Origin of the sequence: Verrucosispora sp. WMMD703 (genome assembly GCF_049178935.1) — a bacterium.
Lineage (GTDB): Bacteria > Actinomycetota > Actinomycetes > Mycobacteriales > Micromonosporaceae > Micromonospora > Micromonospora sediminimaris.
Genome location: NZ_JBMHMM010000004.1, coordinates 795,519 through 820,634 on the forward strand (window position 1 = coordinate 795,519; position 25,116 = coordinate 820,634).

Annotated in this window: 24 protein-coding genes; 12 read left to right on the forward strand and 12 right to left on the reverse strand. The window is 71.9% G+C overall.

Translation table 11 applies throughout. The features are described 5' to 3' along the window. Window positions 1-66 precede the first annotated feature (66 nt). Window positions 67-702, reverse strand: a complete 636-nt coding sequence (locus ACN26Z_RS04330) for an FKBP-type peptidyl-prolyl cis-trans isomerase (RefSeq protein ID WP_232511223.1) — start codon at window positions 700-702, stop codon at window positions 67-69. 190 nt (window positions 703-892) lie between these two features. After that, window positions 893-1,900, reverse strand: coding sequence for a Ku protein (locus ACN26Z_RS04335; RefSeq protein WP_282240223.1), 1,008 nt, complete (start codon window positions 1,898-1,900; stop codon window positions 893-895). Window positions 1,901-1,985: 85 nt separating this feature from the next. On the opposite strand from ACN26Z_RS04335, the gene ligD (ACN26Z_RS04340) reads away from it, so the two are divergent. Further along, window positions 1,986-2,927 carry a non-homologous end-joining DNA ligase gene (gene ligD, locus ACN26Z_RS04340; RefSeq protein ID WP_421459938.1) on the forward strand — a complete coding sequence of 314 codons (942 nt, stop codon included), beginning with the start codon at window positions 1,986-1,988 and terminating at the stop codon, window positions 2,925-2,927. After that, on the forward strand, window positions 2,917-3,828 hold the full coding sequence (gene ligD, locus ACN26Z_RS04345; RefSeq protein WP_421459939.1) for a non-homologous end-joining DNA ligase: 912 nt from the start codon (window positions 2,917-2,919) through the stop codon (window positions 3,826-3,828). Before ligD (ACN26Z_RS04340) ends, ligD (ACN26Z_RS04345) begins: the two co-directional genes overlap by 11 nt. A gap of 16 nt (window positions 3,829-3,844) precedes the next feature. On the opposite strand, the gene ACN26Z_RS04350 is transcribed toward ligD (ACN26Z_RS04345), so the two are convergent. Beyond that, complete coding sequence (locus tag ACN26Z_RS04350) at window positions 3,845-4,891, reverse strand: hypothetical protein (RefSeq protein WP_421459942.1); 1,047 nt, start codon at window positions 4,889-4,891, stop codon at window positions 3,845-3,847. Window positions 4,892-5,009: 118 nt separating this feature from the next. Between ACN26Z_RS04350 and ACN26Z_RS04355 the strand changes: the two genes are divergently transcribed. Next, a complete protein-coding gene (locus tag ACN26Z_RS04355) occupies window positions 5,010-5,762 on the forward strand; it encodes a TIGR03089 family protein (protein WP_421459943.1) in 753 nt (250 codons plus the stop codon). A gap of 99 nt (window positions 5,763-5,861) precedes the next feature. On the opposite strand, the gene ACN26Z_RS04360 is transcribed toward ACN26Z_RS04355, so the two are convergent. Continuing rightward, window positions 5,862-7,541, reverse strand: a complete 1,680-nt coding sequence (locus ACN26Z_RS04360) for a DNA repair helicase XPB (RefSeq protein WP_210937468.1) — start codon at window positions 7,539-7,541, stop codon at window positions 5,862-5,864. A 480-nt stretch (window positions 7,542-8,021) separates the two neighbouring features. Here ACN26Z_RS04360 and ACN26Z_RS04365 point away from each other — a divergent pair, with 480 nt between their 5' ends. Further along, the gene (locus tag ACN26Z_RS04365) at window positions 8,022-8,261 is read left to right on the forward strand and encodes a hypothetical protein (RefSeq protein WP_421459946.1); all 240 of its coding nucleotides are present in this window, start codon (window positions 8,022-8,024) and stop codon (window positions 8,259-8,261) included. Window positions 8,262-8,264: 3 nt separating this feature from the next. Here ACN26Z_RS04365 and ACN26Z_RS04370 read toward each other — a convergent pair whose 3' ends face one another. Continuing rightward, window positions 8,265-10,733: a helicase-associated domain-containing protein gene (locus tag ACN26Z_RS04370; protein ID WP_282240218.1), complete on the reverse strand. Its 2,469-nt coding sequence runs from the start codon at window positions 10,731-10,733 to the stop codon at window positions 8,265-8,267. Between the two features lie 83 nt (window positions 10,734-10,816). Between ACN26Z_RS04370 and ACN26Z_RS04375 the strand changes: the two genes are divergently transcribed. Both ACN26Z_RS04375 and ACN26Z_RS04380 read left to right on the forward strand, forming a co-directional pair. Continuing rightward, window positions 10,817-11,440 (forward strand): HAD family hydrolase, encoded by a 624-nt coding sequence (locus ACN26Z_RS04375; protein ID WP_093404120.1) that lies wholly within the window; start codon window positions 10,817-10,819, stop codon window positions 11,438-11,440. 28 nt (window positions 11,441-11,468) lie between these two features. Next, a complete protein-coding gene (locus tag ACN26Z_RS04380) occupies window positions 11,469-11,855 on the forward strand; it encodes a cold-shock protein (protein ID WP_093404122.1) in 387 nt (128 codons plus the stop codon). Here ACN26Z_RS04380 and ACN26Z_RS04385 read toward each other — a convergent pair. The 3 genes from ACN26Z_RS04385 to ACN26Z_RS04395 all read right to left on the reverse strand — a co-directional run bounded on the left by ACN26Z_RS04385 (window position 11,816) and on the right by ACN26Z_RS04395 (window position 15,077). Further along, window positions 11,816-12,664 carry a 1,4-dihydroxy-6-naphthoate synthase gene (locus tag ACN26Z_RS04385; RefSeq protein ID WP_421459949.1) on the reverse strand — a complete coding sequence of 283 codons (849 nt, stop codon included), beginning with the start codon at window positions 12,662-12,664 and terminating at the stop codon, window positions 11,816-11,818. The two genes, ACN26Z_RS04380 and ACN26Z_RS04385, sit on opposite strands and share 40 nt — an antisense overlap. A 152-nt stretch (window positions 12,665-12,816) precedes the next feature. After that, window positions 12,817-13,467 (reverse strand): futalosine hydrolase, encoded by a 651-nt coding sequence (locus ACN26Z_RS04390; protein WP_282240216.1) that lies wholly within the window; start codon window positions 13,465-13,467, stop codon window positions 12,817-12,819. Further along, complete coding sequence (locus ACN26Z_RS04395) at window positions 13,464-15,077, reverse strand: MFS transporter (RefSeq protein ID WP_421459951.1); 1,614 nt, start codon at window positions 15,075-15,077, stop codon at window positions 13,464-13,466. The genes ACN26Z_RS04390 and ACN26Z_RS04395 overlap by 4 nt, the downstream gene beginning before the upstream one ends. An 87-nt stretch (window positions 15,078-15,164) precedes the next feature. Here ACN26Z_RS04395 and ACN26Z_RS04400 point away from each other — a divergent pair, with 87 nt between their 5' ends. Then, window positions 15,165-16,001, forward strand: coding sequence for a DUF3027 domain-containing protein (locus ACN26Z_RS04400; RefSeq protein ID WP_421459952.1), 837 nt, complete (start codon window positions 15,165-15,167; stop codon window positions 15,999-16,001). A gap of 21 nt (window positions 16,002-16,022) precedes the next feature. On the opposite strand, the gene ACN26Z_RS04405 is transcribed toward ACN26Z_RS04400, so the two are convergent. Next, window positions 16,023-16,265: a DUF2530 domain-containing protein gene (locus ACN26Z_RS04405; protein WP_421459954.1), complete on the reverse strand. Its 243-nt coding sequence runs from the start codon at window positions 16,263-16,265 to the stop codon at window positions 16,023-16,025. An 89-nt stretch (window positions 16,266-16,354) separates the two neighbouring features. Here ACN26Z_RS04405 and ACN26Z_RS04410 point away from each other — a divergent pair, with 89 nt between their 5' ends. From ACN26Z_RS04410 to thpR, 5 genes are all read left to right on the forward strand, one after another. Next, window positions 16,355-17,833: an NCS2 family permease gene (locus ACN26Z_RS04410; protein WP_093404218.1), complete on the forward strand. Its 1,479-nt coding sequence runs from the start codon at window positions 16,355-16,357 to the stop codon at window positions 17,831-17,833. Between the two features lie 132 nt (window positions 17,834-17,965). After that, the gene (locus tag ACN26Z_RS04415) at window positions 17,966-18,415 is read left to right on the forward strand and encodes a MarR family winged helix-turn-helix transcriptional regulator (RefSeq protein ID WP_170863417.1); all 450 of its coding nucleotides are present in this window, start codon (window positions 17,966-17,968) and stop codon (window positions 18,413-18,415) included. A gap of 81 nt (window positions 18,416-18,496) precedes the next feature. Next, window positions 18,497-19,774 carry an MFS transporter gene (locus ACN26Z_RS04420; protein WP_282240214.1) on the forward strand — a complete coding sequence of 426 codons (1,278 nt, stop codon included), beginning with the start codon at window positions 18,497-18,499 and terminating at the stop codon, window positions 19,772-19,774. 116 nt (window positions 19,775-19,890) lie between these two features. Further along, entirely contained in the window at window positions 19,891-20,397 is a 507-nt protein-coding gene (locus tag ACN26Z_RS04425; protein WP_421459957.1) for a hypothetical protein, read from the forward strand. A gap of 17 nt (window positions 20,398-20,414) precedes the next feature. Next, a complete protein-coding gene (gene thpR / locus ACN26Z_RS04430) occupies window positions 20,415-21,017 on the forward strand; it encodes an RNA 2',3'-cyclic phosphodiesterase (RefSeq protein ID WP_421459959.1) in 603 nt (200 codons plus the stop codon). 43 nt (window positions 21,018-21,060) lie between these two features. On the opposite strand, the gene sepH is transcribed toward thpR, so the two are convergent. From sepH to ACN26Z_RS04445, 3 genes are all read right to left on the reverse strand, one after another. Continuing rightward, window positions 21,061-22,143: a septation protein SepH gene (gene sepH / locus ACN26Z_RS04435; protein ID WP_282240211.1), complete on the reverse strand. Its 1,083-nt coding sequence runs from the start codon at window positions 22,141-22,143 to the stop codon at window positions 21,061-21,063. A 297-nt stretch (window positions 22,144-22,440) separates the two neighbouring features. Then, window positions 22,441-23,568, reverse strand: coding sequence for a phosphoserine transaminase (gene serC / locus ACN26Z_RS04440; RefSeq protein WP_421459960.1), 1,128 nt, complete (start codon window positions 23,566-23,568; stop codon window positions 22,441-22,443). Window positions 23,569-23,931: 363 nt separating this feature from the next. Then, window positions 23,932-25,038 (reverse strand): citrate synthase 2, encoded by a 1,107-nt coding sequence (locus tag ACN26Z_RS04445; RefSeq protein ID WP_093404137.1) that lies wholly within the window; start codon window positions 25,036-25,038, stop codon window positions 23,932-23,934. Window positions 25,039-25,116: the final 78 nt, after the last annotated feature.

Below are 25,116 nucleotides of genomic sequence, written 5' to 3' on the forward strand. Positions count from 1 at the left end.
GTGACCGTTCGGAAGCCATCTGTGGTCAACGGCATCGATGTTCTGTCGGACGACCCGACTCGGGGCTCACTCGGCGGCGAGCACGTCCACCACGAAGCGCAGCGGGCCCGCCGGGCGACCGCCGCCGCCGTCGCCGTACGCGTCCTCGGCCGGGATGTCGAGCTGCACCCGGCTGCCCACGGTCACGCCCACCAGGCCCTTGTCCCAGCCCGGGATGACCTGCCCGACGCCGATCGGGAAGGTGGCGGGCTCGCCCCGCTCCCAGGAGGAGTCGAACTCCTCGCCGCTCTCGTAGAAGACGCCGACGTAGTTGGTGGTGATCGACTGGCCGGCCTGCACCTTCGGCCCGGTGCCCTCGATCAGCGGGGTGACGGTCAGCTTGGTCAGCTCACCCTCCCCGGCGGTGACGGTCGGCTTGCTGCCCAGGGCCGGGTCCGCGCCTTCCGGCAGCTGCGGCGCGGGCGGCGCCCCCGGCTCGTTCGTCGCCTCCGCACCGGCGGAGGGAGTGCCAGCGGCCTGCTCGGGCGCGTCGTCACCACCGCGCTGGCCGACGATCACGAACACGGTGATCAGCACTGCCACGACGGCGATCCCGGCGAACGCACCGGCCCAGGCCTGTCGGCGGCGCTTCGCCTCGGCTGCCTTCTGAGCCGCCAACTGCTCGGCCAGCCGCCGCCGCGCCTTGGTCTCCTGCTCGCTCACGTCCTCGACTCCCTGCTGAGAGGTGTGGGGTGGGTCCGGCCACGGGCAGCCGTCGCCGACACACGGTACCTGGTGTCCGACGCACTTCCGACCATCGATGGCCCACGTCCGCAGGCACGGCTGTGCCGATCATGAAGTCCGGGTGGTCCAGCAACCGCCCAAAGGGGCATTCGGGCGACCAGGAGCGCAGTCAGGCGGATTTACGCGGAGTGGTCTTCTTGGCGGTTTTGGTAGCCTTCTTCTCCGCGGTCTTCTTAGCGGGCTGGGCCTTCTTGGCGGTGGTCTTCTTCTCGGCGGTCTTCTTCGCGGGCGCCTTCTTGGCCGGCGCCTTGGTGGCCTTCTTCTCCGCCGCCTTCTTCTGCGCCGAGCGGGCCGACGAGATCGGTGTCGGTTCGGCGCCCGCGCCGGCCGGCGCCTCGCCACGAGCCGCCTTGGCCCGCTCCACGGACGCCTTCAACGCGGCCATCAGGTCGACCGCGGCGGCGGGAGCCTCCTCCACCTCCTCCGGCTGGACCACCTCGCGGCCCTCCACCTTCGCGTCGATGACCTCCTGCAACGCCGCCCGGTAGTCGTCGTTGAACTCGTCCGGTTGAAAGTCACCGGCCATCGAGTCGATAAGCGACGTGGCCATCGCCAACTCCGGTGGCCGGATCTTGAGGTCCTCGTCGAGGAAACCGAAGTCCGGCTTACGGATCTCGTCGGGCCAGAGCATCGTGTTCAGCAGCAGCACACCCTCACGGACCCGCAGGGTGGCCAACTGCTCCCGCTGACGCAGCGCCACCTTGACGATCGCCACCCGCTCCGAGTCGGTCAACGCGTCCCGCAGCAGCAGGTACGGCTTGGTCGCGGTGCCCTCCGGCTCCAGGAAGTACGCCTTGTTGTAGAGGATCGGATCGACCTGCTCGGCCGGCACGAACTCCAGCACGTCGATCGCGTGGGAGGTGCTCAGCGGCAGGTCGGCGAAGTCCTCGTCGGTGAGGATGACCATCTCCCCGCCGCCGATGTCGTAGCCCTTGGCGATGTCGTCGTAGCTGACCTCTTCGCCACAGACCTGGCAGGTCCGCTTGTACCGAATCCGTCCGCCGTCGGCCCGGTGCACCTGGTGGAACCGAATGTCCTTCTCCTCCGTCGCGGAATACAGCTTGACCGCGATCGAGACCAGGCCGAACGACACGGCTCCCTTCCAGATGGCTCGCATGCTGCGCTCCCTTCCCCGGTATCGACCATGCTCGCATCACAGGGAACCGGACGCGAGGTGTTCGGCCGGCTACTACAGTCGTCCTGTGTCCGGCGCGCCGCTCAAGCCGATGCTCGCGATGACCGGGCAGCTTCCGACCGGTCCCGACTGGGTGTACGAGTTCAAGTGGGACGGGGTACGCGCGCTGGCCGACATCGTCGCCGGACGGCAACGCCTGTACGCGCGTTCCGGTGTGGAGATCACCACCGCCTACCCCGAGTTGATTCCGCTGAGCGAGCAGGCCGACGACGTCCTGCTCGACGGCGAGGTGGTCCTCTTCGACCAGGCCGGGCGGCCTTCGTTCACCGCCCTGGCCGAGCGGATGCACGTGCGTAACGCCGCCAAGGCGGCCCGGCTGGCGGCAACCGTACCGGTCACGTACATGATCTTCGACGTGTTGCGGCTGGACGGTCAGGACCTCACCGGCTGGCCGTACGCACGGCGGCGGGAAGCCCTCGACGGCCTGGCGCTGGGCGCGGCGCGGTGGGCGGTGCCCCCGGTCTTCTCCGACGGCCCGGCCACCTACGAGGCGGCCGGCGAGCACGGCCTCGAAGGGGTGATGGCCAAGCGGGTCGAGTCGGCCTACCGGCCCGGGGTGCGTTCGCCGGACTGGGTGAAGGTCAAGCTGGAGGTGACCGGCGACTTCGTGGTCGGCGGCTGGCGACCCGGCGCGCGGCGGATCGGTGGCCTGCTGGTCGGGGTCCCCGGCGCGGACGGCCGACTCGTCTACCGGGGCCGGGTCGGTGGGGGGATCGGTGCCGCCCTCGAACGGGAACTGCTGCGCGAGTTGGAGCCGTTGCGCACCACCGGCTCGCCGTTCAGCGGCGACGTCCCCCGCGAGGATGCCCGGGGCGCGATCTGGGTAACTCCCCGGGTCGTGGTGGAGGTGAAGTACGGCCAGCGCACCCCGGACGGGCGGCTGCGGTTCCCCCGAGTCCTGCGGATCCGACCGGACAAACCGGCCGAGGAGGTCGACGATGCCAGCTGAGCGGTTCCCGGTAGACGTGCAGGGCCGCACGTTGGAGCTGTCCAACCTGGACAAGGTTCTCTACCCGACGGCCGGCTTCACCAAGGGCGAGGTGATCGACTACTACACCCGGATCGCCCCGGTGCTGCTGCCGCACCTGGCGGACCGGGCGCTGACCCGCATCCGCTACCCGAACGGGGTGACCGGCGGCTCGTTCTTCGAGAAGAACGCCCCGGCCGCCACCCCGTCCTGGGTACGCGTCGAGACGCTGCCGGCGCCGGGCTCCACCAAGGGTCGGGAGACCATCGACTACGTCGTCGCCGACGACCTGCCCACCCTGGTCTGGCTGGCCAACCTCGCCGCCCTGGAACTGCACACCCCGCAGTGGAAGGTCGGCGCGCACCCGGACCTGATGGTGGTCGACCTGGACCCGGGCACCCCGGCGGCGCTGAAGCAGTGCTGCCAGGTCGCTCTGTCCCTGCGCGACCGGTTGGCCGCCGACGGCCTGACCGCCTACCCGAAGACCTCCGGCAAGAAGGGCATGCAGCTCTGCTGCCCGATCTCCGGCACCCAGCCCGCCGACGACGTGTCGGCCTACGCGCGGCGCATCGCCCAGGAACTCGAACGCGACCAGCCGAAACTGGTGGTCTCGAAGATGGCGAAGAACCTGCGACCGGGCAAGGTCTTCATCGATTGGAGCCAGAACAACGCGGCGAAGACCACGGTGGCCCCGTACTCGCTGCGCGCCCAGCCCGTCCCGTCGGTGTCGACGCCGCTGACCTGGGACGAGGTATCCGCCGGTGCGGCGGGCCGACGTCCGGCCACCAAGCCCTACACCGCTGGCGAGGTGCTGGACCGGATCGAGAAGCACGGCGACCTGCTCGCCCCACTGCTCGACGGCGGCCCCGAGCTTCCGGAGTAGGACAGCCGCGATCCGCTCAGCTGGCGGGTGCCACGGGTGACGACTCGCCGTGCCGCCGCAGTCGCGCGTACGCCCCGGCGAGCATGGCGATCGCGAGCAGGCTGACGATCACGTCGCTGACCAACGCCTGGGTGGGTGACGCCGGTGAGTACGGAGGCACGAGGTAGGCCAGCACGGCCGCCCCGACCAGCGCCCCGGCGGCACCTGCCAACACGTGCCGCTGACCCCACCCGGTGCGTCCCGACCACCGGACCAACATCACCACAAGCGCGGCGACGACAACCACCGACACGGCGACGCCGACCCAGCCGGAGAGCATGCTGACCCCCAGGTAGACGAGCAGCACCAGCAGGCCCGGACGGGTCGGCCGGGGCGCGTCGGCCGGAGCCGGAGGTGGTCGCCGCCGCCAGCGGGGCAGGGCCGCCACCGCGACCAGGGCGAGGACCACAGACGTCGCCCCGATGAGCTGACCGGGGCTGGCCAGGAACCCCTTGCGTCCACTGTCGTCGGCGAAGACGAGCAGGCTGCCCAGCAGGTAGAGGACGGTCACGGCGACCAGGCCGGGCGCGCCCAGCCACGGCCGCAGCCGGCGGGCCGGGGAGAGGTACGACTCGACGATGGCGATCGGCGCGCAGATGGTCAACGCCACGTGGTTACCGAGGAAGCTGATCGCCTCCTGCGCGCTGATGCCCAGCACCGGAACGCGGGTGCGGTCGGCCGCGCTCAGCTCGGCGAACTCGGTGTCGGCCAGGTAGTCGGGGTTGAACAGCGACTGGTCCACCAGGCCCGCCTGAACCACCCCGAACCCCGCCGCCAGCAGCACGATCATCGGCCAGCCGCCGCCCGTGCGTCGGGCCGCCTCCCGGATGAGCACCGCCGCGCCCCCGTACATCGGTGCCAGGACGACCACCACGCCCAGCATGTCGGTGCCGGCGAAACCACCCCACGAGCATTCGGCGGCCCAGGGGGCGAGGAACAGCAGCGCCACGACCGGTACGAGCCGCCGCAGCATCGACTGCCGGACGCCGTCGAGGGCTGCCCGATCTTCGCCGTGAGTAGTCATGACTCTGACTCTCCCGGTGCCGTGGTACCCCGCACCAATGCCATCAGTCATGTCTTCGGCCGGCCCGGGGCGGAGGGTCGGCCTCGACAGGCCCGAGCGGCAGGAGTAGGACGTACGTATGCGCGCTGCCCTTCCCGTACCGTCCGCCGCCGGTCTCGCCGACCGGGACGGGCCACTGCTCAGCCACCTCGATCACCGGACCGGTGCGCGTCACGACATGACCGCCGCTGAGCTGGGCGAATGGTCGGCGCGGGCCGCCGGCCTGCTGCGGGACGGCTGCGGCCTGATCCCCGGCAGCCGGGTGGCGGTACTGCTGCCGCCGCATTGGCGTACCGCCGCGGTGCTGTTGGGGGCCTGGGCGGTGGGGCTTGAGGTGTCGTTCCGGCCACGCGCCACCGCCGGGCTGCCGGTGCTGGAGCCCGGCGGCGACCGGCCGTACGACGCGGTCCTGGTCACCCCGGAGCGTCTGGACGACTGGCTGGAGGACGTACCGGACGGGCTGCACCGCTACCTCGTCGGCACCGGACCGCAGCCCTTGGTCGACGTGCCGGTCGGCTGGCTCGACTGGTCCGTGGAGGTGCTGCGGCACGGCGTCGCCCCGACCGACCGGCCCGTGCTGCACGCGAACGACGCGGCCAGCCCGGACGGCACCAGCTACGCCGAGTGGGGTTCGATCGCCAGGGCGGTGGCCGAGCAACTCGACCTGCGGGCCGGTGACCGGCTGCTGGTCGACGTCGCCGAGCACGACCAGCCGCTGAAGTGGCTGCTCGCCCCGCTGGCGGCCGGTGCCTCGGTGGTGCTCTGCGCCAACCTCGACCCGTCCCGCCGGGACACGCTCATCGCCGCCGAGCAGGTCACCCGCGTGCTCTGAGGGACGACTCCGATGCGGCAACATCCCTGTTGTTGCTTGTCTGCCCCGAGGTGAGGCAGCAACAACAGGGATGTTGCACGGATCTTGCCGGCGATCCGGTCAGTCGACGGTGGGGAGGGGCGGGCCGAGGACGTCGTCGGCGTCGACGATGGTGTACGCGTACCCCTGCTCGGCGAGGAAGCGCTGCCGGTGGGCGGCGTACTCGGTGTCGATGGTGTCCCGGGAGACCACCGAGTAGAAGTGCGCCTGCCGGCCGTCGGCCTTCGGGCGCAGCACCCGCCCCAACCGTTGCGCCTCCTCCTGCCGCGAGCCGAACGTGCCGGACACCTGGATCGCCACCGCCGCCTCGGGCAGGTCGATGGAGAAGTTCCCCACCTTGGAGATGACCAGCGTGCGGATCTCCCCGGTGCGGAACGCGTCGAAGAGGCGCTCGCGCTCCTTGTTCGTGGTGGAGCCCTGCACGATCGGGGCGTCGAGATATTCGCCCAGCTGGTGCAACTGGTCGATGTACGCGCCGATGACAAGCGTCTGCTCGCCCGGATGCCGGTCGAGCAGGGCGCGTACCACCGGCAGCTTGGTGCGGGCGGTGGCCGCCATCCGGTAGCGCTCCTCCGCCTCCGCCGTCGCGTACGCCATCCGCTCGGCGTCGGTCAGGGTGACCCGGACCTCGACACACTCGGCGGGGGCGATCCAGCCCTGCGACTCGATGTCCTTCCAGGGCGCGTCGTACCGCTTCGGGCCGATCAGGCTGAACACGTCGCCCTCACGGCCGTCCTCGCGTACCAGGGTGGCGGTCAGGCCCAGCCGGCGGCGGGCCTGGAGGTCCGCGGTGAAGCGGAAGATCGGCGCGGGCAGCAGGTGCACCTCGTCGTAGACGACCAGGCCCCAGTCCCGGGCACCGAACAGGTCCAGGTGGGTGAAGGCGCCGCCGCGCCGCGAGGTGAGCACCTGGTACGTGGCGATGGTGACCGGGCGGATCTCCTTGCGCTCGCCCGAGTACTCGCCGATCTCCTCCTCGGTCAGCGAGGTGCGGGCGATCAGCTCCCGCTTCCACTGCCGGCCGGCCACCGTGTTGGTGACCAGGATCAGCGTGGTGGCCTTCGCCTCCGCCATCGCCGCCGCACCCACAAGCGTCTTACCGGCGCCGCAGGGCAGCACCACCACACCCGACCCGCCGGCCCAGAACGCCTCGACCGCCTCCCGCTGGTACGACCGCAGCGTCCACGCCTTACCACCGTCCTTGCCGGCCTCGGCCAGCTCGATCGGGTGCGCCTCGCCGTCGACGTACCCGGCGAGGTCCTCCGCCGGCCAGCCGAGCTTGAGCAGGGCCTGCTTGAGCCGCCCCCGCTCGGAGGGGTGCACCGCGATGGTGTCGTCGTCGATGCGGTTGCCGAGCATCCCGGCGAGCTTCTTGCTCTTGGCCACCTCGACCAGGACCACCCGGTCCAGGGCGCGCAGGACAAGGCCGTGCGCCGGATCGTTGGCGAGCTGGAGTCGCCCGTACCGGTCCATCGTCTCGGCGACGTCCACCAGCAGCGCGTGCGGCACCGGGTACCGCGAATACTTGATCAACGCGTCCACCACGCCCTCGGCGTCGTGGCCGGCGGCGCGGGCGTTCCACAACCCGAGCGGCGTCAACCGGTACGTGTGCACGTGCTCGGGCGAGCGTTCCAACTCGGCGAAAGGCGCGATGGCCATCCGGCAGGACTGTGCGTCGGGATGGTCGATCTCCAACAGGAGGGTCTTGTCCGACTGCACGATAAGTGGTCCACCACTCACGCCGAATCCTCTCGTCCGTACGGCTGATCCGGCCGCCGGAGCAGGTGGCTGACCTGCCACCGGGCGACCATCCAGTGTTGCACGCGCAGGCGGGCGGCGAGAAAGTGCTCATCCTGCGCAACCCTGCCGGTACTTCGGTGCGTCTAGCAGTAGGGGACGAGTTGTCGAGGTCGGCGGCCCGATGGGTCGCGAAACGGGCCACCGTACGCCCTCGCGGTCGTCATGCCGGTCGGTGCCGGTGCGCAGCGCGTTCGATCCACGGCCGGACGGGCCAGGAAAGCGGGGGCCGTTCCCGTCGCAGTGGAAGCCAACGGGGGCGAGCGGCGCGCCCGGGGCCGTACCGGCGCCCCACCCCACCGTTTCGCCGCCGGTACCGCCCGGATACGGACAGAGTCGGATCGGTACCCGATGGTGCTGGCCGACAGCCGTCAAGGGTGACACCCTTGACGTTCCAGGGCCGGACCGTACGGGGGAGGGCACATGACCGTTGACCAGGAAGTTGTCCCCGAGCGCGAGCAGGCAGAGTCGTCCGAACCCGTCTCCACCGCCACCGTGGTCGCGTACGCGATCGTCGGTGTCGTCCTGTTCGGCTGGTTCCTGTTCGGCTGGCTGGTGCTCCAGCAGGGCTTCGTCGACTCGGTCGGCGAGGCGGCCGGCACCGGGTTCACCCTGCTCCTGATCGTGGCGATCGTCGGGTCGGTGCGGCGCAGTCGCCGCTGAACCTCACTTCTCCAGCACCGCCGCGGTGATCCGGTGCAGGGCGAAGGTGTGCAGCATCTCGGTGCGCTCGTCCTCGGCACGCAGGTAGCCCGCGCCGAGTGAGACGGGCCGCACCAGCCGGGACGCGGTTGCCCCGTGCGCGTCGACGTAGCCGACCCAGACCAGCGCCTTGTCGCGTACCGCCTGTTGGAGCACGGCCAGGGCGTCGTGGTGACTGTGCGCGGGAACCGGCCCGTCCGACGTCGCGCCGCGCACCACCGCCGGAGCCCGGCGGGCCGCCCGCGCCACCGCGTCACCCCGCCGGATCTGCTCCACCACGCCGAGCAGGCGCGGCAGTGGCAGGCGTGGGGTGGCGAGCGGGTCGAGCGCCCGGGTAGCCACCGACACCCTGGCCGGTGCCCGTCGGGTCTTCGGTCGGGTCAGCACCGTCGACCCGGTGGCATCCTCGGCCACCGGGGCGTAGCCGGCCTCCCGGAGCACGCTGAGCAGCCGGCCGCCCTGGTACGGCGTCACCAGCACGGTCGGCGCGAGGCGGCGTAGCGCCAGCGCCTCCACCCGCCGGTCGGCAAGCACCTCGGCCAGCAGCGCCTCGTCGTCGCTGCGCAGGTACGCCCCGGCGGAGCCGATGCGCAGCCCGCCGTGCTTGCGGGCCACATCGTCGACCAGGTACGTCAACCCCTGCGGCACCGGCGTGCGGGACCGGCGACGAAACAGGTCGTGCAGGTCGTCCGCGGAGTAGCCGGCATCCAACGCCCGCCGCACACTGCCGGTGGTGATCCGGTGCACGCTCGCCCCACCTGCCGACTCCGGCTCGGCGACCACCTCAAGCTCGGCGGCGAGCGCCGGCTCCGGCGGCCCGGGCACCACCACGCTCAGGTCGGCCTGGACGAGGAAGTGGTCCACCGGAGCGGGCAGCAGCGTGTCCAGGACCCGGATCGCGCTGCCACCGTCCTCGGCGTCGGCCCGCAGCCCCAGCGGGTCGTCCGTGGCGTCGTCCTCGCTCGCCGTCGCCTCGGCCAGCAGCAGCCGCCCGTACGAGGTGAGCGCCCCCAGCCCGGTCACGCCCAGCGTGGCCGCCTCGGCCAGGACCTCCCGATGCGCGTTTTCCCGGCCACGGCTGCGTCGGGGCGCCCGCCAGTCCAACAGCGCCAACACCTCCTCGGCACTGGGCGCGGCCGCCGGTTCCAGGTCCGCGAGTACGCCGAGTACCGCCCGCCGGGCGGCCGGGGCGCCGGCTCGTTCCGCCTCCGCCGACAGCACCGTGATCGGCCGGTCCCGGTCGTCGCGCTGCCCGACCAGCCCGACCTGTCGGGTCATGGTCAGCCAGGCCCGGGCCAGTTGCTCCCAGCGCTGAGCCAGCGAACCGGCACGCCACATCTCGTACCCGGCGGTGGGTAGCACCTGCTGGTCGGCGCCGTACCGACCGGCGGCACCGGGCAGCTCCATCTCACCGGTCAGGCCGGCCGCGTACGCCACCTCCAGCAGCAGTGCGGCCGTGGACTCGTCCGACCCAGTGGCCCGCGCCAGCCGGCGTAGGTCACGTACCCCGATGCCGCCGGACCGCAGCACCGGCGCCGGTTCGGCGGCCAACTGCTCCAGCAGCGCCTCGGTGTGGCGTACCACCTCCATGGTCTGCCCGGCCCCGGCGGAGTCGGCAGCCTTCGGCTCGCGCGGCGTCGCGGCCACCCGGGGTGGACTGCTGCTCAACGGGCCCAGCGGACCGGTCTCGCGGCGCAGCAGCAGCCCGATCTCCCGGGGCAGCTCGACCATGCCGGTGGTGCCACCCTTGCCGCCGGAGACCCGCACCAGCAGCCGGTGGTCGACCAGCCAACGCACCGGTGACCCGGTCGGCGCCCCGCCGTTCGTGTCGTCCGGCGGCAGGTCGTCGTCCGCGCCGACCGCTGGTGCCTGCAACGCCCCGGGCGGCACGCTGCCGACCGGTGGGCCGGCGGCCAGCCGGTCCAGGATCGCCCGGGCCGACGGCGGCGCGGACAGCAGCGTCCGCCGCAGCTTCGCCGGGTCCGCGCAGAGCGCGGCCGTGCGCGGGTCCAGCTCCGTCGCCGGCCGGCCGAGCCCCGCAGGGTACGGAGAGATCTCGTCGATGCCTCCGACGAGGTGCAGGGCGTTGTCGGGGCCGTACAGCAGGAACCGGGCTCGCAGCCGGTCGACGGCGGCCCGGACGGCGGTCGGGGCGGGCGGGTTGGGGCCGGTGGTGGCCAGGGCCAGAACCCCGTCGACCGAGGTGGTGCCGTCGGCCGGGTCACGGGTCAACCGGGCGGCGTCCATGATCTGAAGCGTGAACTGGTCCAGCCCGTCGAGCGCGCGCGACACCGAGACGCGGGACTGTGCCCGGATGGCGAGGGCGGCCACGTCGGCGGGGACCGGCACGACGAGGTCGGGCCGGAGCTGGAGAAGCGCGGCGAGGGACTCGTCGGGCAGCGACCGCAGGTGGTCGGCGAGTGAGGTGCTCATCGTCGTTCCACGCTAGCCCGGTCGGGGCCACTCCCGCCCATCGGACGACCCGGCCGGTCCGGCTGGCCGGGTAGCTTTCCAGGATGCCCCCGTTGACCGTTGGCTTCGACCTCGACATGACCCTCGTCGACTCGCGTCCCGGTATCGCCGCGACCTATCGCGCACTCACCGAGCGGACCGGCGTACCCGTCGACGCCGACGTCGCCGTGTCCCGGCTCGGTCCGCCGCTGCGTACCGAGATCGCCCACTGGTTCCCGCCGGAGCAGGTCGAGGAGGCGGTGACCGTCTACCGCGAGCTGTACCCGGCGTACGCGATCACGCCGACCGTGCCGCTGCCCGGCGCGGTGGCGGCCCTCGCCGCGGTCCGCGACCGGGGCGGCCGGGTGCTGGTGGTCACTTCCAAGATCGGCCGGCTGGCCCGGCTGCACCTGGACCATCTTGGGCTGGTCGTGGACGAGCTGGCCGGTGACCTGTTCGCCGAGGAGAAGGCGACCGCGTTGCGGGCGCACGGGGCGACCCACTACGTCGGCGACCACGTGGCGGACATGGTGGCCGCCGCTGCGGCCGGGGTGCCCGGGATCGCGGTGGCCACCGGCCCGTGTACCCCCGACGAGCTGCGTGCCGCCGGGGCGGCGGCGGTGCTTGCGGATCTCACCGGATTCCCAGCGGCGCTCGACGGGATGATCCGGCTAGCCTTGAGGCAGTAGACGGTTCAAGCGAAGCAGAGGTTCTCAGGTGCCTACGGGTCGAGTGAAGTGGTACGACGCGGCCAAGGGATACGGGTTCGTCACCAGTGACGAGGGTGGCGACGTGTTCCTGCCGAAGGGCGCGCTACCGGCGGGGGTCACCGATCTCAAGGGCGGCCAGCGGGTCGACTTCAGCGTGGTGGACAGCCGGCGGGGTGCGCAGGCGATGGGGGTGAAGCTGCTGGACGCGCCGCCGTCCGTGGCGGAACTGCGCCGACGCCCCGCCGAGGAACTGCACGGCCTGGTCGAAGACATGATCAAGGTGCTGGAGGCGAAGGTTCAACCTGACCTGCGCCGGGGCCGCTTCCCGGATCGCAGGACCGCGCAGAAGATCGCTCAGCTGGTCCACGCGGTCGCCCGCGAGCTGGAGGTCTGAGGCACGAGCCCGGCGTCGGCGGCCCGGCCGAGCAGCGCCTCGACGGCAGCGAACCCCGCCTCACCGAGGTCTGCGGTGAACTCGTTGACGTAGAGGCCGATGTGCCGGTCCACCACGTCGGGCTCCATCTCCTGGGCGTGCGCCAGCACGTACCCCCGGCTGGCCGCCGGATCGGCCCAGGCTCGCTGGACGGAGTCCCGGATCCAGCCGGCGGCCTGCTGCGGGTCGACCACGCCCCGCCGGGCCAGGATGGCGCCGAGCGGGATCGGCAGCCCGGTGTCCGACTCCCACCACTCGCCCAGGTCGACCAGGGCGGTGAGGCCGTGTCGGGGATAGGTGAACCGGGCCTCGTGGATCACCAGGCCGGCGTCGTACCGGCCGGCGGCCACGCCCGGCATGATCTCGTGGAACGGCACCACCTCGATGCGTCGCGGCGTCCGTCCGGCCGCCCAGAGCCGGAACAGCAGGTACGCCGTGGTCCGGTCACCCGGCACCGCCACGGTGGCATCGGTGAGATCGTCGCGCTCCGGTCCGCCGCCGTGGTCGGTGCGGGTGAGCACCAGCGGGCCACATCCCCGGCCCAACGCACCCCCACAGGGCAGCAGGTGGTAGTCCTCCAGCAGCCACGGCAGCGCCGCGTAACTCACCTTCACCAGGTCGAACGCGCCCCGCTCGGCGGCCGTGTTGGTGACGTCCACGTCGGCGTACGTCACCTCGACCGGCGGCGCGCCGGGCACCTGCCCGTGTACCAGCGCGTGGAAGACGAACGTGTCGTTGGGACAGGGCGAGATCGCCAGCGAGAGCGCCACACCCCCACCGTAACCCCGTCGACCCGGCCCGCTGCCAGCGCGGCAGCGCCCCCACCCAAGATCCGGGCAACATCCCGGATCTTGCTGCCTGAACTCGGCCAGAATCAGCAACATCGCCGAAGTTGCGCGGATCTTGGGATGGGGTTGACGCGTCAGCGTAGGGCGGAGGCGGCGGCGGTGAGGGCGGTGAGGGCGTCGCGCATGCGCCACGCGTCGCGGTCGCGGGGGCCGATCGGGTTCGAGATGGCACGCAGCTCGACGAAGGGCACGCCGGCCTGGCTGGCGGCGACCGCCACGCCGTACCCCTCCATGGCCTCGGCCACCGCCTCCGGGTGACGCCGGACCAGTTCCTCGGTGCTGGCGGTGGTGCCGGTAACGGTGCTGACGGTCAGCACCGGCCCCACGGTCGCGGCCGGCAGCGCGGCCCGCAGGCCGGCGAGCAGTGCCGGGTCGGCGTCGAGGGCCGTGCCGCCGCCGAGCAGTTCGGCCGGCATGCCGAGTTCGTCGATCGGAATGAAGCCGTCGGGTGACTCCGCGCCCAGGTCGGCGGCGACGGCCCGGGTGCCGAGCACGGTGTCGCCGACCGCGACCCGGTCGGCGAAGCCGCCAGCAACCCCCGCGCTGACCACTGCCCGGTACGGGCGGCCGGCCATCTCGGCGAGCGCCAGCAACCGGGCCGTCGCCGCACCGGCGACCGCCGGGCCCACCCCGACCGGCAGCACCGCCACGGTCGGGTCGGCGAGGCCGGACTGGATCGCTTCCGCCTCGGCGGGAACCGCGGTCACCACGAGCAGACCGCTCACGTGAGCGACCCCGGTGAGCTGCGCCGCGTCTCGTCGTCGCCACCACCGGAACCGGTGATCGTCGAGGACGGGCGATAGATGTGGAAGCCCGGCGGTGCCATCCCCGGCTCCTCGGGACCACGTCCACCCTGGAACGGGGCGGGGGACGTGGGGGTGGACTCACGCTCCGCCTCGGTGGTGCGCTCCGACTCGGCCTGCTTTTCAGCGGCCAACTCGTCGTCGGTCAGCGGCCGTCCGTGCAGCTTCTCGGCCCGGAGCCGCCGGGCCATCACCAGGCCCCGGGCGGCGGCGAGGGCACCGACACCGCCGGCGACGGCGATGCCGATCCGGCCGTCGAAGGGTACGAGCCCCAGCCCGCCACCGGCGACGAAGGCGAGCATCAGCACCGTCTCGGAATGGGCGAAGGAACTGGCCCGCAGCCGTTCCGGGATGCGTTCCTGGATCGAGGCGTCCACGGCCAGCTTGGCGATGCCGCTCATCATCGCCGTGACCACGCAGAGCAGGGCGACCATCGGCAGCGAGAAGCTGAGCACGGTGAGCACGCCGACCCCGGCGACGATCACCATGCCGCTGGACTGGAGGGCGGCCGGGCGGTGGATGCGCAACCGGGTACCGATCGCGGTGGCCAGGAAGGTGCCGACGGCCAGTGCGCCGCCGACCAGGCCGAGTGATCCCTCGTCCCCCAGATCACGCCCGAACACCACGGTGGTCAGGTCGCCCGCCTTGATGGTGAAGGCCAGGAAGAGCAGCAGGAAACCGTAGACCGCGCGCAGCGTGGCCGCGCCGATCAGGGTCGAGATCACCAGTCGTCCGGCGGGTCTGCCCCGGCCCAGTGGTCGTTCGTCCGTGCCTCGACGCAGCGCCCGCAGTGGTCGCGGTACCCGTTCCGGCGGTTCGGAGTCCGCCTTCGGCGGCAGCCGGAGGGCGATCACCATGCCGACCAGGAAGATCACTGATGCGACCCGTAACGGCCACTGCGGTCCGAACCAGAACGCGGCCAGGCCGATCGGGGCGACAAGCGCACCCGCGACCGTGCCGTAGACGCTGGCCCGGGCACCGACCTGGGACAGTCCGAGCCCTTCCGGCAGCAGCCGGGGTACGGCCGCCGAACGCGCCACCCCGTACGCCCGGGAGAGCGCCAGCACGCCGAAGGCCGCCGGATAGAGCCCGAAGCCGTGGATGTAGTCGGAGATCAACCAGGCCAGGAACGCCCGGCCCAACATGGTCGTGGCCAGGGCGTAGCGACGGCCGTGCCGGAAGTGGTCGAGCAGTGGCCCGACCACGGGTGCGAGCATCGCGAAGGGCACCATGGTCACCAGCAGGTAGAGCGCGACCTTGCTCCGTGCCTCGCCGAGCGGCACGTTGAAGAAGATCGTCCCGGCCAGCCCGATGGCGATCAGCGTGTCACCGGCACAGGAGATCGCGTGCAGGTCGAACAGACGGACCATGCCGGTCTCCCCGCCGGCACCCCGGGCCCGAGCCCGGGCGGCGCTGCGGGTCACCCAGCGGCCGCTGGACAGGGAGCCGCGCAGCATCAGCCGGGTGGCGCGGATGCCGGTGCCGACGGTCCGCCCCAGGAGGGACCGCTCAGAGCGGGAGAACAGCGGCATGGCACCCATCCTGACCCATCGGCCCGGGCAATGCTGCGCCACCGCCGGAGAACACCTCTGGGGAGTGCCTCACGGCTCACCCACCCGATGGGGAACAATGGTCGGGTGACCAGGCCCGCTTCCGCCCGTGCCGCCCGCCTTGACCAGGTCTGCGCCGCTGCCGTCGAGGTGGCGCGCGCCGGCATCACCGAGGTGGGCCCCGACGACGTCGGCGACCACCTCCAGGTCGTCGCCGAGGGAGATCGGCTCGTCACGCACTACTTCGAGTGCCGGCTGGCCGGCTATCGCGGCTGGCGGTGGGCGGTAACCGTGACCCGGGTGCCGCGCAGCCGTACGGTGACGATCTGTGAGACGGTCCTGCTGCCCGGGCCGGACGCGCTGCTCGCCCCCGGCTGGTTGCCGTGGCAGGAGCGACTGAAGCCCGGCGACCTCGGCCCCGGCGACCTGCTGCCGACCCCGTCGGACGACGAGCGGCTCCAGCCCGGCTATCTCCTCTCCGACGACCCGGCGGTCGAGGAGACCGTCTGGGAGCTGGGGCTGGGCCGGCCCCGGGTGATGTCACGGGAGGGGCGGATCGAGACGGCCCAACGCTGGTATGACGGCGATCACGGCCCCTCGGCGCCGATCTCCGCCTCCGCACCCGCCGCCGCCCGCTGCGGCACCTGCGGCTTCTACCTGCCACTCGCGGGCAGGCTGCGGCAGTGCTTCGGTGTCTGCGGCAACTTCTACGCGCCGGACGACGGCCGGGTGGTAAGCGCCGACCACGGCTGCGGTGCCCACTCGGAGACACTTGTCGAGGCCGACACGACGGTCGACGAGATGCCCACCGTCTACGACGACAGCGCGGTGGAGCCGATGGCGGTCAGCCGTGCCGCCGGGTCCGTGGAGAGCGGCGAGCCGGCGGAGCCGTACGGGCACTCCTGACCGTGGCCGGCGCCCGTCGGATCAACCTGCGGCGCGACGGCGACGGCGGTTGGCGTCGTGCCGCATCATCACCGCCAGACCGGGGAAGCCCCACAGGAATCCGGCGAGGCAGATCCAGAGCCAGTTCTCGTGGCCACTGGCGACCAGCCGGTCGCGGAAGAGCAGCAGCACCAGCCCGGCGACGGCCCAGGCCGCCATTCCGGCGAGGGCGAACGGCACCATCGGCGGGTCGAGCGGCTCGGGACGGGGTGGCGGGGTGGGCACCCGGCCAGCGTACGTGACGCCGCTTTCCGACAGGCCGGCCATCTGCGACGATGCGCGCGACAACCCGATGATCCGCTGTGAGGTTCCTGATGGCAGTAGCGCCGCCCGACAACGGCACCCCACCCGGTTCGAGCCAGCCGCGCAACGGCTTCGACCGGTACTTCGAGATTTCGGCCCGCGGCTCGACGCTCACCCGCGAGGTACGCGGCGGCCTGGCCACCTTCTTCACCATGGCGTACATAGTGGTGCTCAACCCGCTCATCCTCGGCAGCGCCGTCGATGGTGACAACCAGACCCTGCCGATCCCAGCGATCGCGGCGGCCACCGCCCTGGTCGCTGGTCTGATGACCATCCTGATGGGCGTGGTCGGCCGCTTCCCGCTGGCGGTGGCTGCCGGGCTCGGCGTCAACGCCCTGGTGGCGTACGAGATCGCGCCCGAGATGACCTGGGCCGACGCGATGGGCCTGGTGGTGATCGAGGGTCTGATCATCGCGGTGTTGGTGCTGACCGGGCTGCGGACGGCGGTGTTCCGCTCGGTGCCGACCCAGATGAAGACGGCGATCGGTGTCGGCATCGGTCTGTTCCTCACCATCATCGGCCTGGTGGACGCCGGCTTCGTCCGGCGGATTCCGGACGATGCCAACACCACCGTCCCGGTCGGTCTCGGCATCGGCGGCAAGCTCGTCAGCTGGCCGATGCTGGTCTTCGTGGTCGGCCTGCTGGTGACCCTGGTGCTGGTGGTACGCCGGGTCAAGGGCGCCATCCTGGTCGGCATCCTCGCCTCCACGGCGCTGGCCATGGTGGTGGAGGCGGTGGGCAACATCGGCCCCTCCTTCGTTGACGGTGTGCCGAACCCGAAGGGCTGGTCGCTCAACGTTCCGACGCTGCCGAGCAACCCGTTCGACGTTCCGGATCTCTCCCTGCTCGGTCAGTTCAACGTGCTGGACTCGTGGGGGCGGGCCGGTTGGCTGGTCGTGCTGATGTTCATCTTCACCCTGCTCATCACCGACTTCTTCGACACGATGGGCACCATGGTGGCCGTCGGTCAGGAGGGCGGCATGCTCGACGAGCAGGGCACCCCGCCGCGCACCAGGGAGATCCTGCTAGTCGACTCGATCGCGGCGGCCAGCGGTGGTGCGGCAAGCGTCTCCAGCAACACGTCGTACATCGAGAGTGCCGCCGGTGTCGCGGAGGGTGCCCGGACCGGAGTGGCCAACCTGGTCACCGGCGTGCTCTTTCTGCTGGCCATGTTCCTGGCGCCGCTGGTGGTGGTCGTCCCGTTCGAGGCGGCGTCCGTCGCGCTGGTGGTGGTCGGTTTCCTGATGATGACGGCGGTACGCACGATCGACTGGTCCGACTACGAGATCGCCATCCCGGCCTTCCTCACCATCGTGTTGATGCCGTTCACCTACTCGATCTCGAACGGGATCGGGGCCGGCCTGATCGTGTACGTGGTGATCAAGCTGGCCAAGGGCAAGTCCCGGGAAATCCACCCGCTGCTGTACGCGGTGGCAGCGCTGTTCGTGGTGTACTTCCTGCGCGGCCCGATCGAGGCGCTGCTCTTCTGACAGCCGCCCGGGCCGGGGGTGTGTGATCCGTCTGACGTGATCCGCACCCCCGGCCCGGAGCAGGAGGTACGTCGGGGTGAGCATGGTCATATCCGCTGCGGCCCGGTCGGCTAATTAGTTAGGCTAACTATCGTGACGGAGCGGACGGTGACGGCTCAGAGCATGCCACCGGCGCAGCTGGCCCTTCAGCTGCGTGATGCGATCACCCGGTTGAACCGGCGGGTCCGCCAGGCCCGGCCGGTTGGTGACCTCACGGTCACCCAACTGTCCGCGCTCACCAGTCTTCGGCTGGCGGGCGCGCTCACGCCGCGGGAACTCGCCGACGTCGAACGGGTGCAGCCACCGACGATGACCAAGATCGTCGCGAAGCTGGAGGAGCGTGGCCTCGTGCAGCGGACCCCGCACCCGACCGATGGCCGGCAGGTCATCCTCGCGACGACCGAGGGGGGCCGGGCCGTGCTCGACCAGTTCGAGCGGGTCCGGGACGAGTGGCTGGCCCGCCGGCTGGCCGAGCTGAGTGACCCCGACCGGGAGACCCTGCACCGGGCTGCGGAGATCCTTCAGCGAATCTCCCGCGCCTGACGCCGCGCACACCGGGTGTGCGCCCCGCGCCGTGCCGTCCGTCGTTGACGACGCGTACGACCGCGAGGAGGCGCACCAAGAGTGCAGGCACGGCTGAGCACGATGTTCCAGTCCCTACAGGTCCGCAACTACCGGCTCTTCGCATTCGGGCAACTGGTCAAGCTGATCGGTGTCTGGATGATGTTCATCGCCCAGGACTGGCTGGTCCTCGAGCTTTCCGGCGACTCTGCCACCGCGCTCGGCGTGGTCGTCGCCCTCCAGTTCACCCCGGTGCTGCTGCTCACGCTGCTCTCCGGCCGGCTCGCCGACCGGTACGACAAGCGGATGCTCCTCTTCATCGCCAACGCGTTCTGGACCGTGCTGTCGCTGGCCATGAGCGTGCTGGTGCTCACCGATCTGGTTCAGCTCTGGCACGTCTTCGTCTTCGCCGCCCTGCTCGGTGTGGCCAACGCGATGGAGACCCCGGTACGACAGGCGTTCGTCTCCGAACTGGTCGGCACGGCGCTGCTGCCCAACGCGCTCTCGCTCAACGCGGCCGTGTTCAACTCGGCCCGGATCGTCGGCCCGGCCGTGGCCGGCCTGGCCATCGCCCTCTTCGACGTCGGGCCGGTTTTCCTCGTCACCGCGCTCAGCTCGATCGCGCCGCTGGTCACGGTGATCCGGATGCGCCCGACCGAGCTGCACCGCGACCCGCTGCCACCGCGCGACGAGCGGGCCGCCGCGACCGTGCTCGACGGGCTGCGCTACGTCGCCCGCCGTCCCGATCTACTGCTACCGATGGTGGTGATGTCGGTGATCGGGATGTCGCTGTTCAACTTCCAGCTGACGCTGGCGGCCCTGGCCAAAACCGTCTTCAACACCGGGGCGGCCTCGTTCGGCCTGTTCAGCACCACGCTTGCGGTCGGCGCGCTGATCGGCGCGCTGGCCGGGACCGGGCGGCGGAGCCGCCCCTCGGTGTGGCTGGTCCTGGGTGCCGCGATCGGCTGCGCCACCTTCGGCACGCTCGTCGGGCTGGCCCCGGCGTACTGGATGGTGGTCGCGTTGCTGCCACCGACCGGCTTCTTCATGGTCTATTTCGCCCAGGCGGCGAACCAGCGGGTGCAACTCGGCACCGACGCCGCCTTCCGTGGACGGGTGATGGCGCTGTGGGTGCTTGTGTTCCTCGGCACCAACCCGGTCGGCGCGCCGATCATCGGCTGGGTCGCGGAGACCTTCGGCGCCGGTGCCAGCATCTGGGCCGGTGGCCTGCTCTCGCTGACCACCGCGCTGCTGGCGCTGGCCTGGCAGCTGCGCCGGGCGGGTGCTCGACTGCGGTTCCGCATCCTGCCGCTGCCCCGCTTCTACGTCACCGAAATGTGAGCACAGACCGGTCGGCGGGTCGGCTCACCGTCGCGCCAGCCTGCCGCACCACCCACCTGGCCCCGGAATGCGGAAAATCGCTTACGTGACGCTATGCAGCGGCATAGCTTCGATGGGTGGAGGTCCTACGCATAGTGCTCCTGGCCGTGGCGCTGGCCGCCGTGGTCTTCGTGCCGGTGCTGATCGCGCTGGCCGTCTGCACCGACGAGATCGTCGACCGGCTGACCTGTCGGTACGGCGGGTGGCGGCAGCGGCGCCGCGACCGGTGCCTGGTAGCCCGGCTGAACGAGGCCGCCGACGCGGTCGCGGTCGCCGACCGGGTCGACCTCGACGCGCTCGACCGGGCGGAGCGGCGGCCGCTGGAGCAGATCGCCGCCGACCTGCGGTGTCTGCGTCGGGATCGGGCCGGCGGCAGCAGACCGGTCGTGTGGCACCGCGACGTGCTCCACGCGTACGACGATCGGCTTCGGTTGGCCTGCCAGGCGCTGGGCATCACCGAGCATCTCGCCGAGTTGTCCGGTCTGGACCGGCAGCTCGAACGGGTACGCGTCGAGGCCGAGTTGGACGCCGCCGGCCTACGGCTGCCGGCCGCCCGCCCCGAGCAACCTGAGCGGTGGCTCTGACTGCCACCCTGTGACAGGTGCGACTCTTCACTGCGATCTACCCGCCGGCCGATGCCGTTGCGCACCTGACCGCGCAGGTGACCGGGCTGCGGCTGGCGGCGGCCTCGGCTGCCGGCACGAACGTCCGGCTGGTCGACCCGACCAAGGCTCATCTCACCCTCGCCTTCCTCGGCGAGGTCGACCCGGCCCGGTTGGACGATGTGCGGCAGGTTCTCGGTGACGCCGTCGGCGATGCGCGCGGCGGTGCCGCGGTGGGCGAAGGGCGGGGCGGTCCGCCCGTACTGCGGCTGGGCGGCGGTGGCCGGTTCGGCTGGGGCCGCGGCACCGTGCTCTGGGTCGACGTACGCGGCGAGGTCACCCGCCTGGGGGCCCTCGCCGGTGCCGTGCGCGTCGCCTTGGCCACGGCGGGGTTACCCGGCGACGAGAGACCTTTCCGACCACACCTGACCATTGCGCGCCCGGGAGACCGGCTGCCGCACGCCGACATTGAGGCGGACCTGGCCACGCTCGACGCCTACCTCGGGCCGCCCTGGGCCGCCGACGAGCTGGTGCTGGTGCTGGTGCACAGCCGGCCCGGACCCCCGGCGAGCTACCACCGGCTCGCCGCCTGGCCCCTCTGAATCCACAAGGGGCGGCGGCGTGGGCGGGCGCGGGGCCCGCGGGTCAGGATGACTCGCGGGCCGCCGGGCCGCTGCCGAAGAGAACGTCGTCCCAGCTGGGGAGACGCTTGCGCGGCTTGCCGCCGGCCTCGCCGGACTCGGTGCCACCAGCGGCCGGCGCGTTCGTCCGGCGGGGCCGCAGCACCGCCAACGAGGGCACCGCCGGGACCTCCTTTGGTGCGTCCGCGTCGTCGTCGAAGGCCGAGCCCTGACCGCCGCCGAGCAGCGCCGCAGCGCCCCCCGCGACCGCCCGCTGGCGCTGGGCGTCCGGGCCGCCGGCAAGAGCGGCCGGTGAGCGCGGTTCGAGACCACGGCCCGAAGTCGCGCCGAGGGGCCGGTCGAGGGAGGCGAGCAGGGCGTCGCGGCCGGCTCGGATCGGGTCACGCCCCGAGCGCCCCGGCTCGGCAGGCGACGGCAGCCCGTGCCCCCCGCGGCTCGGCTCGCCGCGCGAGGGGCCGGGCAGGGCGTGGCCGCCCCGCTCCGGTGCGGGTTCCTGGCCGAGGATCGGCGTCGGACGCTCGGCGCAGAGATATTGCGCCATGTCGTCGTGCGGGGCGACCGACTGCCGGGTCTTGTCCAGATCCCAGACCGCCTGGGCGGTGGCCTTGCCGGACGGCCAGGTCGCGACGATCCGCCAGGTGCCGTCGTCGCGCCGCCACGCGTCCCAGGAGATCTTCTCGGTGTCGATCCCGTGCTGCGCGAGCCGGCCGTTGACCACCTCAGCCAGCGGCGTCGGCTTTTCGGCACCCTTGAGCCGGGTACGCCGGGCGTGCTGGGCGAGCATCGCGCGCTCCTGAAGCACCGGCCCGGCGTAGCGGAGCACCCGGTCGACCGGGACACCGGCGATCCGGGCGACGTCCTCAGCGGACTCACCGGAGCGGATCCGGGCCTGGATGTCTCGAGGAGACAGCGAGGGCACCGGGTCGGCGGCGGCCGGTGCCACCGCGAGCGTGGGCGTACCCGGCTCGGCGTGCAGCGCTCCGGCGATACGCTCGTCCAACGGCAGGGCGAGCAGTCGCCCGACCTCGTCGGCGAGCACCAGGGCCTGGCCGTCCTCGGAGAGGGCGACGAAGCGTACTGGGCGCATCGCGTTGCCTCCGTCCCGCTTCGCTGGCCGTACGCCACGAGCCGGCCACCCGGGGCGTTGCGCTCCACGGTACGCCCATCCGTCCCTCGGCGGGAGACGCCACGCCCGGGTTAGCGGCGGATCCGCCTGCTCCGCCACTGTGTGGCGGGTCAGCTGTCGGTGGCCGACAGTGGCGTGGTAGACGGTCCGAAGTGGTGCGAGATCGGCTGACTGCCGGACGTCGACCGTGGCGTCGTACGGTGCGGGCCCGGCGCCCCGAACGGGGGTGCCGGGCCCGTGGTATGGCCGGTCGGGCGGTTACAGCCGCTCGACGACGTAGTCGATCGACGCGGTCAGCGCCTCGACATCGGTCGGCTCGACCGCCGGGAAGAGCGCGACCCGCAGTTGGTTGCGACCCAGCTTCCGGTACGGCTCGGTGTCGACGATGCCGTTGGCGCGCAGCACCTTGGCGATCGCCCCGGCATCCACCCCGTCCGCGAAGTCGATGGTGGCGACCACGTTGGAGCGCAGCGCCGGGTCGGTGACGAACGGCGTGGCGACGGAGGAGCGCTCGGCCCAGCCGTAGACGACCGAGGCGCTCTCGGCGGTGCGCTTGGCCGCCCAGGCCAGACCGCCCTGGGAGTTCATCCAGTCGGTTTGCTCGGCGGCGAGGAAGATGGTCGCCAGCGCCGGGGTGTTGTACGTCTGCTCCAGCCGCGAGTTGTCGATCGCGGTGACCAGGTCGAGGAACGCCGGAATGTACCGCCCCGAGGCCTTGATCTCGGCGGCCCGCTCCAGCGCGGCCGGCGACATCAGGGCCAGCCAGAGCCCACCGTCCGAGCCGAAGCACTTCTGGGGGGCGAAGTAGTACACGTCGGTCTCGCCCACGTTGACCTCGAGCCCGCCGGCGCCGGAGGTGGCGTCGACCAGCAGCAGCGAGCCCGGGTCCGCACCGGCCACCCGGCCGATCGGCACCGCGACGCCGGTCGAGGTCTCGTTGTGCGGGGTGGCGTACACGTCCACGCCCGCCTCGGCGGCCAGGGCCGGGGCGCTGCCCGCGTCGGACTTGCGGACCGTCGGCTCACCGAGGAAGGGCGCGTCCTTGACGGCCTTGGCGAACTTGGCGCCGAACTCGCCGAAGCTGGCGAACTGGGCCCGGTCCCGGATCAGGCCGAACGTGGCGACCTCCCAGAAGGCGGTGGTGCCACCGTTGCCGATGATCACCTCGTAGCCCTCGGGGAGGGAGAAGAACTGGGCGATGCCGGAGCGCAACCGGGCCACCTGGTCGCGGACGGTCTTCTGCCGGTGCGAGGTGCCCAGGTAGCTCGTGGCCACCTCGGCGAGCGCGGAGACCGCGGCCGGACGGACCTTGGACGGCCCGCAGCCGAATCGGCCGTCGGCGGGCTTGATCTCGTCGGGTATCCGGATGGTCGGTGCGTCAGCCACGGTCTTGAAGATCCTTCCGAATGGGCGGGTCGGGCCTGGTCCACGCCGATGCGGATCGAGGACGCCATGCGTACCCCGCACGGCTCGGTCGGAGGATCCGGGCCCCGGTCCGGCGACACTGCCGATCCTTATCCTCGCACCAGAGCCACCCCGACCGGCCGCTGGTCCCACGACCGGGCGTGAGTCCTGCACCACATCGCCCGCTCCCGCCGCCAGCACCGAACGAACCGCGAGGACACGCCGGCGCCCCACTGTCCGTGCTGATGCTGGGCCGGATACGGCGGCGCGGAGACCCCCGGCTGGTCGGCCGGGGTCTCCGCGCTCCGACAGTGTGGGCCCTTCCGCTGCCTCAGGCGGTACGACTCAGACGTCGTGGGGTACGGCGTCCCAGCCGTCGACCTCGTGCGGCTTGCGGGTGCCCGGGCCCACGTAGCGGGCCGAGGGACGGACCAGTCGCTGGAGCTTCTTCTGCTCCAGGATGTGGGCGCTCCAACCGCCCATCCGGGCACAGGTGAACATCGAGGTGAACATGTGTGCCGGCACCTCGGCGAAGTCGAGCACCACGGCGGACCAGAACTCGACGTTGGTGGCGAGCACCCGATCCGGTCGGCGGGCCTGCAACTCGGCGAGGGCGGCCTTCTCCAGGGCCTCGGCGACCTCGAAGCGCGGGGCGCCCAGTTCCCTGGCGGTGCGGCGGAGCACTCGGGCGCGCGGATCCTCGGCCCGGTAGACCCGGTGACCGAAGCCCATCAGCCGCTCACCCCGGTCGAGCACGCCCTTGACGTAGCCCTCCGCGTCACCGCTGCGCTCGACCGCCTCCAGCATGGTCAGCACCCGCGACGGCGCGCCGCCGTGCAGCGGGCCGGAGAGCGCCCCGATGCCCGAGGAGATGCAGGCGGCGGCGTCCGCGCCGGTGGAGGCGACGATCCGGGCGGTGAAGGTGGAGGCGTTCAGGCCGTGCTCGGCAGCCGAGATGAAGTACGCGTCGACGGCCTTGACGTGCCTCGGGTCGGGCTCGCCGCGCCACCGCTTCATGAAGCGCTCGACGACCGTCTCCGCCTTGTCGATCTCCTTCTGCGGAACCGCCGGCAGGCCGAGGCCGCGAGCGGACTGGGCGACGAAGGAGAGGGCGGTGACCGACACCCGAGCCAGGTCCTCGCGGGCCTGCTCGTCGGAGATGTCCAGCAGCTGCTGCAAGCCCCAGTACGGAGCGAGCATGGCGACGGCGGACTGCACGTCGACCCGGATGTCGCCGGAGTGCACCGGCACCGGGAATGGCTCGGCCGGCGGCAGGCCCGGGCCGAAGCGGCCGTCGACCAGCAGCGCCCAGACGTTGCCGAAGGAAACCTGGCCGATCAGGTCCTCGATGTCGACCCCGCGATAGCGCAGCGCACCGCCCTCGCGGTCGGGCTCGGCGATCTCGGTTTCGAAGGCTACGACGCCCTCAAGTCCGGGTTTGAAATCGGCCATCTCACTGCTCCTGGTGTGTGGTCGGTGCGCCCGCCCGGGCTCGGTGTCCCGGCCCCGGCCGGGTGAGCGCCTTAGGCG